The organism is Pseudomonas sp. 22072 (assembly GCF_052046095.1).
GTDB classification, from domain to species: Bacteria; Pseudomonadota; Gammaproteobacteria; order Pseudomonadales; family Pseudomonadaceae; genus Aquipseudomonas; species Aquipseudomonas paracarnis.
Window position 1 is genome coordinate 134,735 of the sequence record NZ_JBQEQE010000007.1, and the last position, 11,207, is coordinate 145,941.

The following is an 11,207-nucleotide window of genomic DNA, read 5'->3' on the forward strand; positions in this document are numbered from 1 at the left end:
GCTGCGTTCGAGCCTACTCCAGATAAATGGCGACTGAAACCTCACGCCATGCTCATTTGCATCGAAAACAGCACATTTGGTGGCCTACAAGCCTGAAAGCAAAGGGAAAAGCGCCAATCTTGAGCACATCTCACCACCCCACGCACCTGCGACCTTTAGACCAATGGACGAGCCCCCTTTTGTATGAAGGCTCAGCGTAAGCATAGCGACCTATGTATAATGCCGCCGCTGACCAAAGAGTCACGACGGCGGACCGCTCTAGAACGTAGCCTTTCGCCAGAAAGCCGGACTATTACCATAGCCCACCCGCTTGACGCTCGACTGATGCAAACCAACATCACCGCGAAGAAACTTCGACATTTCGCTCATGGATGACTTTGAACGAACGCGCTCTACCCGGCGCATCTCGAGTTTCTGCGCACGCTTTCAGCAAAGAAGAGAGTTAATCCGAATATGCCCACCCGCTCGAAGATCATCTACACCTTCACCGACGAAGCCCCAGCCCTCGCCACCTATTCACTGCTGCCTATCGTAGAGGCCTTCACCGCTTCCGCTGATATTGCCGTGGAAACCCGCGACATTTCCCTCGCCGGGCGCATCCTCGCAAGCTTCCCCGAGCAACTGGGCACCAAGGCCATCCCGGACCACCTCGCCGAACTGGGCGACCTGGCCGTTACGCCTGAAGCCAATATCATCAAGCTTCCCAACATCAGCGCCTCGACCCCGCAGCTGCAAGCCGCGATCAAGGAACTGCAGGCCCAGGGCTACGCCCTGCCGGACTACCCTGAAACCGTAACCACCGACGCGGAAAAAGAAACCCGTGCACGTTACGACAAGGTCAAGGGCAGCGCCGTGAACCCGGTACTGCGCGAAGGCAACTCCGACCGTCGCGCACCGCTGTCGGTCAAGAACTATGCACGCAAGCACCCGCACAAGATGGGCGCCTGGGCTGCCGACTCCAAGTCGCACATTGCCCACATGAACAACGGCGACTTCTACGGCAGCGAAAAAGCCGTGCAGATCGAAACCGCTGACGCGGTCAAAATTGCGCTGGTCGCAAAGGACGGCACCACCACCGTCCTGAAGGAAAAGACCAGCGTTCAGGCCGGCGAAATCATCGACACCGCCGTGCTGAGCAAGAAAGCCCTGCGCAGCTTCATCGCCGCTGAAATCGAAGACGCCAAGAAGCAAGGCGTGCTGTTGTCGGTTCACTTGAAAGCCACCATGATGAAGGTCTCCGACCCGATCATGTTCGGCCAGATCGTTGCCGAGTTCTATAAAGACGCCCTGGCCAAGCACGCGACCGTGCTGGAACAGATCGGCTTCAACCTGAACAACGGCATCGGCGACTTGTACGCTCGCATCAAGGCCCTGCCGGCCGACCAGCAAGCGCAGATCGAAGCCGACATCCAGGCGGTCTACGCCGTTCGCCCTGCCCTGGCGATGGTCAACTCCGACAAAGGCATCACCAACCTGCACGTGCCAAGCGACGTCATCGTCGACGCCTCGATGCCAGCGATGATCCGTGACTCCGGCAAGATGTGGGGCACCGACGGCCAGTTGCACGACACCAAGGCTGTGATCCCGGATCGCTGCTACGCCACCATCTACCAGGCGGTCATCGAAGACTGCAAGGCCAATGGCGCCTTCGACCCAACCACCATGGGCAGCGTGCCAAACGTTGGCCTGATGGCTAAGAAAGCCGAAGAGTACGGCTCCCACGACAAGACCTTCCAGATCAAGGCTGACGGCGTTGTCCGCGTCACCGACAGCCAGGGCAACCTGCTGATGGAACAGAACGTCGAAGCTGGCGACATCTTCCGCATGTGCCAGACCAAAGACGCTCCGATCCAGGACTGGGTCAAGCTCGCCGTCAACCGTGCCCGCGCCAGCAACACCCCGGCCATCTTCTGGCTGGACCCCCAGCGCGCCCACGATGGCGTAGTGGTCGAGAAAGTTCAGGCTTACCTGAAAGACCACAACACCGAAGGCCTGGACATCCGCATCATGGCCCCGGTCGATGCGATGAAGTTCACCCTGGAGCGCACCCGCAAGGGCCTGGACACCATCTCGGTGACCGGCAACGTACTGCGCGACTACCTGACCGACCTGTTCCCGATCATGGAACTGGGCACCAGCGCCAAGATGCTGTCGATCGTGCCGCTGATGAATGGCGGTGGCCTGTTCGAAACCGGCGCTGGCGGTTCGGCTCCCAAGCACGTGCAGCAACTGCTGGAAGAAAACTTCCTGCGCTGGGATTCCCTGGGCGAGTTCCTGGCCCTGGCCGCGTCCCTTGAGCATTTGGGTGTGACGTACAACAACCCGAAAGCCCTGGTACTGTCCAAGACCCTGGACCAGGCTACCGGCCAGTTCCTGGACAACAACAAGTCGCCATCGCGCAAAGTCGGCAACATCGACAACCGCGGCAGCCACTTCTACCTGGCGCTGTACTGGGCCCAGGCCCTGGCTGCCCAGACCGAAGACGCTGCACTGCAAGCGCAGTTCGGCGAACTGGCCAAAACCCTGGCCGAGAACGAAGCAACCATCGTTGCCGAACTCAACGCCGTACAGGGCAAGCCAGTGGACATCGGCGGCTACTACGCGCCGAACCCTGAGCTGACCAGCAAAGCCATGCGCCCGAGCAACACCCTCAATGCGGCGATTGCCAAGTTGAAGTAAGGTTGTAAGGATGCGAAGAAGCCCCGGCCCAGTGCCGGGGTTTCTGTTTCGGACTGCCACCGATTTAACTGAAGAAACCCAATAGAATGTGGGAGCTGGCTTGCCTGCGATAGCGGTGGGTCAGCTACNGTCATCGCAGGCAAGCCAGCTCCCACATTGCCCGCAATCCTGCCCGAAGACCGCGGGGCATCCCAAGAGACTTCCCATGACCTGGCAACCTCACATCACCGTCGCCACCATCGTCGAAGACAACGGCCGCTTCCTGATGGTCGAAGAACTCAAGGGCGGCCGCGCCGTGCTCAACCAGCCCGCCGGCCATCTGGACCCGAATGAAACCCTGACCGAAGCCGCCGTGCGCGAAACCCTGGAAGAAACCGGCTGGGACGTGGAAGCCACCGGCATCGTCGGCATCTACCTGTATACCGCCCCGAGCAATGGCGTGACCTACCAACGGGTCTGTTTTATCGCCAAGGCACTGAAACACCACCCGGAATATCAACTTGACGAAGGCATCCTGCGCGCCCGCTGGTTGACCCGTGACGAGTTGATGGCCGTGCGCGACGACTGGCGCAGCGAGCTGATCATCCGCTGCATCGATGATTATCTGGCCGGCCACAGGCACAGTCTCGAATTGATCCGCCCTTCTCTTTAGCCTTAGCGGCTCGGGCCTGATAGAATCGCGTCCTTTTTCAAGACACCCGTTGAAACCCTATGCGTGATCCAGCCCCTTCTGACACACAAAAGAAGCGCGTCATCGTCGGCATGTCCGGCGGCGTGGATTCTTCCGTTTCCGCCGTTCTGCTCATGGAGCAGGGTTATGAGGTGGAAGGCCTGTTCATGAAGAACTGGGAAGAAGACGATGGAACCGAATACTGCACCGCCATGGACGACCTGGCGGACGCGCAGGCCGTGTGCGACAAGATCGGCATCAAGCTGCACACCGCCAACTTCGCCGCCGAGTACTGGGACAACGTGTTCGAGCACTTCCTGGCCGAATACAAGGCCGGCCGCACGCCGAACCCGGACATCCTGTGTAACCGCGAAATCAAGTTCAAGGCCTTCCTCGACTACGCCATGATGCTCGGCGCCGACCTGATAGCTACCGGCCACTACGTGCGCCGTCGCGATATCGATGGCCGCACCGAATTGCTCAAGGGCCTGGACCCGAACAAGGACCAGAGCTACTTCCTGCACGCCGTGGGCGGTGAACAGATCGCCAAGACTCTGTTCCCGGTCGGCGAGCTGGAAAAACCGGAAGTGCGCAAGATTGCCGAGAAACACGGCCTGGCCACCGCCAAGAAGAAAGACTCCACCGGTATCTGCTTTATCGGCGAGCGACGCTTCAGCGACTTCCTCAAGCAATACCTGCCGGCGCAACCGGGCGAGATCAAGACCACCGAGGGTGAAGTGATCGGCCGCCACCACGGCCTGATGTACCACACCATCGGCCAGCGCCAGGGCCTGGGCATCGGCGGCTTGAAAGACGCAGGTGTTGAGCCGTGGTACGTGCTGGTCAAAGACCTGGAAAACAACGTGCTGGTGGTCGGCCAGGGCAACGAGCACCCGCTGCTGTTCTCCGGCGCCCTGCTCGCTTCCGAGATTTATTGGGTCAACCCTATCGACCTGAGCACCCCGCGCCGCCTGACCGCCAAAGTGCGTTATCGCCAGAGCGACCAGCCCTGCACCCTGGAAAAGACCGCCACCGGCTACCGTGCCACCTTCGATGACCCGCAACGCGCGGTCACCCCTGGCCAGTCCGTGGTGTTCTATGACGGCGAGATCTGCCTGGGCGGCGGCGTGATTGAAGTCGCGCAAGCCTGGAGCAACCCGGCATGAGCCCGACCCAGGAGCAGTTGACAGCCCTTGGCGGTGTCTTTCTCGCTGCGGTACTGGTGGACAAGATCGCCAAGACCGGCCAGGTCACTGAAGCCGGCCTGACCTGCATGCTCGGCAGCCTGCTGATCCGCGACCCCAAGGACACCCTTGAGGTTTACGGCGGCGACGACCTGGCCCTGCGTGAAGGCTATCGCGCCCTGATCGGCGCCCTGGAGCGCGACCCCAGTACTTTGCAGCGCGAGCCGCTACGTTATGCCCTGTCGATGCTCGGCCTTGAGCGCCAGTTGGCCAAGCGCGACGACCTGCTGGACACCATCGGCAAGCGCCTGCCGCAGATCCAGTCCCAGGTAGAACACTTCGGCCCGGCCCACGAAAACGTGATCGCCGCCTGTGGTGCGCTGTACCAGGACACCTTGAGCACCCTGCGCCAGCGCATCCAGGTGCATGGCGACATGCGTAACCTGCAGCAACCCAACAACGCGTCGAAAATCCGCGCCCTGCTCCTGGCCGGTATTCGTTCGGCACGCTTGTGGCGCCAACTGGGCGGTCATCGCTGGCAGTTGGTGATCAGCCGACGCAAATTGCTCAAAGAGCTTTACCCGTTGATGCGCAACGAATAAGTCGCACCAGCAGGCTGTTTTCAAGCCATTACGCGTAATACGCCGGTCAGTTGGCGACGGACCGGCGGATTTTTTCATGTATGATACGCGCCCCATTTCGTTGCCCGACTGTCCGAGAACACCCCATGCAGCTCTCTTCGCTCACTGCGGTTTCCCCTGTTGACGGCCGCTACGCCGGCAAAACCCAGGCCCTGCGCCCTATTTTCAGCGAGTACGGCCTGATCCGTGCCCGTGTCCTGGTTGAAGTGCGCTGGCTCCAGCGCCTGGCCGCTCACCCCGCCATCAGCGAAGTGCCGGCGTTTTCCGCCGAGGCCAACGCTGTATTGAACACCCTGGCGGAAAACTTCTCCCTGGAGCACGCCGAGCGTGTGAAAGAGATCGAGCGCACCACCAACCACGACGTCAAAGCCATCGAATACCTGCTCAAAGAGCAAGCGGCCCAACTGCCGGAACTGGCCCAGGTCAGCGAGTTCATCCACTTTGCCTGCACCAGCGAGGACATCAACAACCTGTCCCACGCCCTGATGCTGCGCGAAGGCCGTGATGACGTGATGCTGCCGCTGATGCGCCAGACCGCCGAAGCCATCCGCGAGCTGGCGATCCGTTTCGCTGCCGTGCCGATGCTGTCGCGCACCCACGGCCAGCCGGCCTCGCCGACCACCCTGGGCAAAGAACTGGCCAACGTGGTGTACCGCCTGGAGCGCCAGATCGCCCAAGTCGCCGCCGTGCCATTGCTGGGCAAGATCAACGGCGCTGTAGGCAACTACAACGCCCACCTGTCGGCCTACCCTGAGATCGACTGGGAAGCCAACGCCCGCGCCTTCATCGAAGACGAATTGGGCCTGGGCTTCAACCCCTACACCACGCAGATCGAACCCCACGACTACATCGCCGAGCTGTTCGACGCGATTGCACGCTTCAACACCATCCTGATCGATTTCGATCGCGATATCTGGGGCTACATCTCCCTGGGCTACTTCAAGCAGCGCACTATTGCAGGCGAAATCGGTTCGTCGACCATGCCGCACAAGGTCAACCCGATCGACTTCGAAAACTCCGAAGGCAACCTGGGTATCGCCAACGCCCTGTTCCAGCACCTGGCCAGCAAGTTGCCGATCTCCCGCTGGCAGCGCGACCTGACCGACTCCACCGTACTGCGCAACCTCGGTGTCGGATTTGCCCACAGCGTGATCGCGTACGAAGCCAGCCTCAAAGGCATCAGCAAGCTGGAGCTCAACGAGCAGAAAATTGCCGCTGACCTGGACGCGTGCTGGGAAGTATTGGCCGAGCCGATCCAGACCGTAATGCGCCGCTACAACATCGAAAACCCCTACGAGAAGCTGAAAGAATTGACGCGCGGCAAGGGCATCAGCCCCGAAGCGCTGCAAACTTTCATCGACGGCCTGGACATGCCAGCCGCAGCCAAGGCCGAGCTGAAACTGCTCACCCCGGCCAACTACATCGGCAACGCTGTAGAACAAGCCAAGCGCATCTGATCCAAGCAAGCTCCTTTGAGACGCCCGGCCGCGCCGGGCGTTTTTATTCCTGTCTTAAAAGTGCTTTTTTTCAATAGGTTACACATGAATCCTGATATCCCTCTTCAACTTCTGGGCGGCATCACGGCACGGGAATTCCTGCGCGACTACTGGCAGAAAAAACCGCTGCTGATCCGCCAGGCCATCCCTGACTTCGAAAGCCCGATCGACGCCGACGAACTGGCAGGCCTGGCCCTGGAAGAAGAAGTCGAGTCGCGCCTGGTGATCGAACACGGCGAGCGCCCGTGGGAACTGCGTCGCGGCCCGTTCGCCGAAGACGCTTTCAGCACCCTGCCCGAGCGCGAGTGGACCCTGCTGGTGCAGGCAGTCGACCAGTTCGCGCCGGAGGTGGCTGAGCTGCTGGAGCACTTCCGCTTCCTGCCGAGCTGGCGTATCGATGATGTGATGATCAGCTTCGCCGCGCCGGGTGGCAGCGTCGGTCCGCATTTCGATAACTACGATGTGTTCCTGCTGCAAGCCCAGGGCAAGCGCAACTGGAAGATCGGCCAGATGTGCAATTCCGAAAGCCCGTTGCTGCAACACGCCGACCTGCGCATCCTCGCCGAATTCGAAGAAAGCGCCGAATGGGTGCTCGAACCGGGCGACATGCTCTACCTGCCGCCGCGCCTGGCCCATTTCGGTATTGCCGAAGACGACTGCATGACCTATTCCGTAGGTTTCCGTGCACCGAGCGCCGCTGAAGTGCTGACCCACTTCACCGACTTCCTCAGCCAGTACCTGACCGACGAAGAGCGCTACACCGACGCCGACGCCCAGCCGGTCAGCGACCCACACCAGATCCAGGGCGACGCACTGGACCGCCTCAAGGGCCTGCTCGCCGAGCACATGAGCGATGAGCGCATGCTGCTGACCTGGTTCGGCCAGTTCATGACCGAGCCACGCTACCCGGAACTGGTGGCCGGTGAAGAGTTGGGCGAAGAAGACTTCATCAACAGCCTGCAAGACGGCGCGATCCTGGTGCGCAACCCGAGCGCACGCCTGGCCTGGTCCGAAGTGGATGACGACGTACTGCTGTTCGCCAGCGGCCAGAGCCGTTACCTGCCGGGCAAACTGCGTGAACTGTTGAAGCTGGTGTGCTCGGCCGATGCACTGCACAGCGAAAACCTGGGCGAGTGGCTGGCCGACGAAGACGGTCGCGACCTACTGTGCGAACTGGTCAAGCAAGGCAGCCTGGGGTTCGCGGATGAATAAAATTCACGTAAGTGTCGCGGACTGGCGAAAGGATATCGACGAGATTCGGCGCATTCGTGAAGCGGTATTCATCGCTGAACAATCGGTCCCGCCTGAATTGGAGTGGGACGCGGACGATGCCGGCGCCATGCATTTTCTTGCATACGAAGGCGACTTCCCGATTGGCACCGCTCGATTGCTGCCCAGCGGCGAGATCGGTCGGGTATCGGTGCTCAAGGACTGGCGCGGACTGAAAGTCGGCGACAAGCTGATGGAGGCAGTAATTGGCGAGGCCGTGAAACGCGGCCAGACCAGGCAATTCCTGAGTGCGCAGGTGTATGCGGCACCGTTCTATGAGCGACTGGGTTTCAAGATCGTCAGCGATGAGTTTCTTGAGGTCGGGATTCCGCATGTGGATATGGTGCGCGAGGGCTGATTCAAGCCCGCATCGCCTTTATCGCAGGCAAGCCAGCTCCCACAGCTGACCGAGCACATCCCTGGAATACGCTCAAGTGTGGGAGCTGGCTTGCCTGCGATAGCTATTTCAGCAACACCACAAAATGCCCTGCCTGCCAGGGCATTTTGCCGTCTACGATTCAACTTGCGACCCACCAGGCCGACAAACTGGCACTATCAAGCAAATGACTCGCAGAGATAACGGACATGTCCCTACGCACCCTGCTCACCGCCCTCGTGATGACCGTCAGCGCTTGCGCCATGGCCGCCACTGAAGTCGTCAACCTGAACAACCGCACCAGCGCCGACCTGCTGCCCGTGGCGCAGAACTTCATTGGCAAGGACGGCACCGTCAGCGCCTACGGCAACCAGCTTATCGTTAACGCTGAGCCCGCCAGGATCGAGGGCTTGCGCGCACTGCTCGGCCAATTGGATACACCGGCCAAACGCCTGCTGATCACCGTCGATACCAACGAGAACAACCAACAGAACAGCGGTGACAGCCAGACCCGCATCATCAGCTACGGCACTGCCAGCCGCGACGGTGGCGTGCAGCAGATCCAGGCCAGCGAAGGCGTGCCCGCGCTGATCCAGGTCGGCCAGAGCGTACCGCTGACCACCACGCAACAGGATAGCTATGGCCGCCTGCAAAACCAGACCCAGTATCGCAACGTCACCCAGGGTTTTTACGTGACCGCCAGCGTCACCGGCGAGACCGTCCACTTGGCCATCAGTACCAACCGTGACCGCATGAGCCAGGAACGTCCCGATGTAGTGAACGTGCAAAGCACCGACACAACCGTCAGCGGCCGCCTGGGCGAATGGATCCCCCTGGCCGGCATCAATCGTGAAACCCAGGCGGACAAATCCTCTACAACCCGCAGCTACTCTACTCAGGGCCGCGATGACCTGACTTTGCGGGTCAAGGTCGACACCCTGAACTGAGGCACCAAAAACTGACTGGCAAGTCGCATTAGACTAAAGATGTAGTGCCTTAAGAAAAGCACTACAAAACATTTGACGAGCCAAAAAAGCATGGGCATGATGGCCTCGCTCCCGCTAATCAGGGGCCCTGGCAAGGGCCTTCGGATCGCCGCTCTAAGCTACCCACCTGAGCCGATTCGTGTCTGTACCGCCCACAAGGTGTGTTTGACGTTGGTTGCGACTGGAACGAAGTTGTCCCGAGGGACGGAAGCCAACCAGGTAACCCGGCTACACACTGATGGATCGTACAAAGGCCCACGACGCCCGAAGACCGTTCGCAGTTTGCCCTTACCTGCTCAACTCCCCCTTGAGCCCCATCGTTCATACCGTCGCCTACCTCCGTCAGATTTGACTTGAACACCAAAGCTTCTGGTCAGCGAGCAACCCTACCCAGGCAACGAATGCCGGGCTGGCAAACGGATACTTCAAACAAGACGCGACGAGGTTTTTCCCCATGGCACTGACACGCGAACAGCAAATTGCAGCCCTTGAAAAAGACTGGGCTGAAAACCCACGCTGGAAAGGCGTGACCCGCGCTTATTCCGCTGCTGACGTCGTCCGCCTGCGTGGCTCGGTCCAACCTGAGCACACCTTTGCAAAACTCGGCGCCGAGAAGCTGTGGAACCTGGTCACTCAGGGTGCCAAGCCTTCTTTCCGTCCCGACAAAGATTTCGTCAACTGCATGGGCGCCCTCACTGGCGGCCAGGCAGTCCAGCAGGTAAAAGCCGGTATCCAGGCGATCTACCTGTCCGGTTGGCAAGTGGCAGCGGACAACAACTCCGCTGAATCCATGTACCCCGACCAATCGCTGTATCCGGTGGACTCGGTGCCAACCGTGGTCAAGCGCATCAACAACTCGTTCCGTCGTGCCGACCAGATCCAGTGGAAAGCCGGCAAGAACCCAGGCGATGAAGGCTACATCGACTACTTCGCGCCAATCGTGGCTGATGCCGAGGCCGGTTTCGGCGGCGTACTCAACGCCTACGAGCTGATGAAGAGCATGATCGAAGCAGGCGCTGCCGGCGTGCACTTCGAAGACCAGCTTGCGTCAGTGAAGAAATGCGGCCACATGGGCGGCAAGGTACTGGTACCGACCCAGGAAGCCGTGCAGAAGCTGACCGCTGCCCGCCTGGCCGCTGACGTTGCCGGCACACCGACCATCATCCTGGCCCGTACCGACGCCAACGCGGCAGACTTGCTGACCTCGGACTGCGACCCGTACGACCAACCATTCGTTACCGGCGAGCGTACCCAGGAAGGCTTCTATAAAGTGCGCGCCGGCCTCGACCAGGCAATCGCCCGCGGCCTGGCCTACGCGCCGTACGCCGACCTGATCTGGTGCGAAACCGCCAAGCCGGACCTGGACGAAGCCCGTCGCTTCGCCGAAGCGATCAAGAAGGAATACCCGGACCAACTGCTGTCCTACAACTGCTCGCCTTCCTTCAACTGGAAGAAGAACCTGGACGACGCGACCATCGCCAAGTTCCAGCGCGAACTGTCGGCAATGGGCTACAAGCACCAGTTCATCACCCTGGCCGGCATTCACAACATGTGGCACAGCATGTTCAACCTGGCGCACGACTACGCCCGCAACGACATGACAGCCTACGTGAAGCTGCAGGAGCAGGAATTCGCTGACGCCGCCAAAGGCTACACCTTCGTGGCGCACCAGCAGGAAGTGGGCACCGGTTACTTCGACGACATGACCACCGTGATCCAGGGCGGCACCTCGTCCGTGACCGCGCTGACCGGTTCGACCGAAGAAGAGCAGTTCCACTAAGTACCGCGTACACGGCCACTGCGGCCCCACGGAAGACCTAACCGCAGTGCCGCGCAACAATCACGCCCCGACTGGTTCGGGGCGTTTTTTTTGCCTAGGAATCACCGAAAATCAATGGTGGGAGCT

General features: G+C 60.4%; 9 protein-coding genes. All 9 read left to right on the forward strand.

Going from position 1 to position 11,207, the window contains the following annotated elements; all coding sequences use genetic code 11:
- Positions 1-453: 453 nt before the first annotated feature.
- The 9 genes from ACTJLA_RS09800 (at position 454) to aceA (ending at position 11,081) form a co-directional block, all read left to right on the forward strand.
- Positions 454-2,679: an NADP-dependent isocitrate dehydrogenase gene (locus ACTJLA_RS09800; RefSeq protein WP_314546252.1), complete on the forward strand. Its 2,226-nt coding sequence runs from the start codon at positions 454-456 to the stop codon at positions 2,677-2,679.
- A gap of 205 nt (positions 2,680-2,884) precedes the next feature.
- Complete coding sequence (locus tag ACTJLA_RS09805) at positions 2,885-3,331, forward strand: NUDIX hydrolase (RefSeq protein WP_294196279.1); 447 nt, start codon at positions 2,885-2,887, stop codon at positions 3,329-3,331.
- Positions 3,332-3,390: 59 nt separating this feature from the next.
- Positions 3,391-4,515, forward strand: coding sequence for a tRNA 2-thiouridine(34) synthase MnmA (mnmA, locus tag ACTJLA_RS09810; protein ID WP_054917266.1), 1,125 nt, complete (start codon positions 3,391-3,393; stop codon positions 4,513-4,515).
- Entirely contained in the window at positions 4,512-5,135 is a 624-nt protein-coding gene (hflD, locus tag ACTJLA_RS09815) for a high frequency lysogenization protein HflD (RefSeq protein WP_003192101.1), read from the forward strand. The genes mnmA and hflD overlap by 4 nt, the downstream gene beginning before the upstream one ends.
- 125 nt (positions 5,136-5,260) lie before the next feature.
- A complete protein-coding gene (gene purB, locus ACTJLA_RS09820; protein ID WP_014718906.1) occupies positions 5,261-6,631 on the forward strand; it encodes an adenylosuccinate lyase in 1,371 nt (456 codons plus the stop codon).
- An 84-nt stretch (positions 6,632-6,715) separates the two neighbouring features.
- Positions 6,716-7,882, forward strand: a complete 1,167-nt coding sequence (locus tag ACTJLA_RS09825; RefSeq protein ID WP_314546245.1) for a cupin domain-containing protein — start codon at positions 6,716-6,718, stop codon at positions 7,880-7,882.
- Positions 7,875-8,297: a GNAT family N-acetyltransferase gene (locus ACTJLA_RS09830; protein ID WP_003192105.1), complete on the forward strand. Its 423-nt coding sequence runs from the start codon at positions 7,875-7,877 to the stop codon at positions 8,295-8,297. Before ACTJLA_RS09825 ends, ACTJLA_RS09830 begins: the two co-directional genes overlap by 8 nt.
- Before the next feature lie 227 nt (positions 8,298-8,524).
- Positions 8,525-9,262, forward strand: a complete 738-nt coding sequence (locus tag ACTJLA_RS09835) for a secretin N-terminal domain-containing protein (protein ID WP_014718909.1) — start codon at positions 8,525-8,527, stop codon at positions 9,260-9,262.
- Between the two features lie 493 nt (positions 9,263-9,755).
- Positions 9,756-11,081 carry an isocitrate lyase gene (gene aceA, locus ACTJLA_RS09840; protein WP_003174717.1) on the forward strand — a complete coding sequence of 442 codons (1,326 nt, stop codon included), beginning with the start codon at positions 9,756-9,758 and terminating at the stop codon, positions 11,079-11,081.
- The last annotated feature ends 126 nt before the right edge of the window (positions 11,082-11,207 follow it).

Bases quoted from the DNA above. Each gene is read 5' to 3' on its own strand.
- ACTJLA_RS09800 (WP_314546252.1), top strand. From the start codon at position 454: ATGCCCACCCGCTCGAAGATCATCTACACCTTCACCGACGAAGCCCCA.
- ACTJLA_RS09805 (WP_294196279.1), top strand. From the start codon at position 2,885: ATGACCTGGCAACCTCACATCACCGTCGCCACCATCGTCGAAGACAAC.
- mnmA (WP_054917266.1), top strand. From the start codon at position 3,391: ATGCGTGATCCAGCCCCTTCTGACACACAAAAGAAGCGCGTCATCGTC.
- hflD (WP_003192101.1), top strand. From the start codon at position 4,512: ATGAGCCCGACCCAGGAGCAGTTGACAGCCCTTGGCGGTGTCTTTCTC.
- purB (WP_014718906.1), top strand. From the start codon at position 5,261: ATGCAGCTCTCTTCGCTCACTGCGGTTTCCCCTGTTGACGGCCGCTAC.
- ACTJLA_RS09825 (WP_314546245.1), top strand. From the start codon at position 6,716: ATGAATCCTGATATCCCTCTTCAACTTCTGGGCGGCATCACGGCACGG.
- ACTJLA_RS09830 (WP_003192105.1), top strand. From the start codon at position 7,875: ATGAATAAAATTCACGTAAGTGTCGCGGACTGGCGAAAGGATATCGAC.
- ACTJLA_RS09835 (WP_014718909.1), top strand. From the start codon at position 8,525: ATGTCCCTACGCACCCTGCTCACCGCCCTCGTGATGACCGTCAGCGCT.
- aceA (WP_003174717.1), top strand. From the start codon at position 9,756: ATGGCACTGACACGCGAACAGCAAATTGCAGCCCTTGAAAAAGACTGG.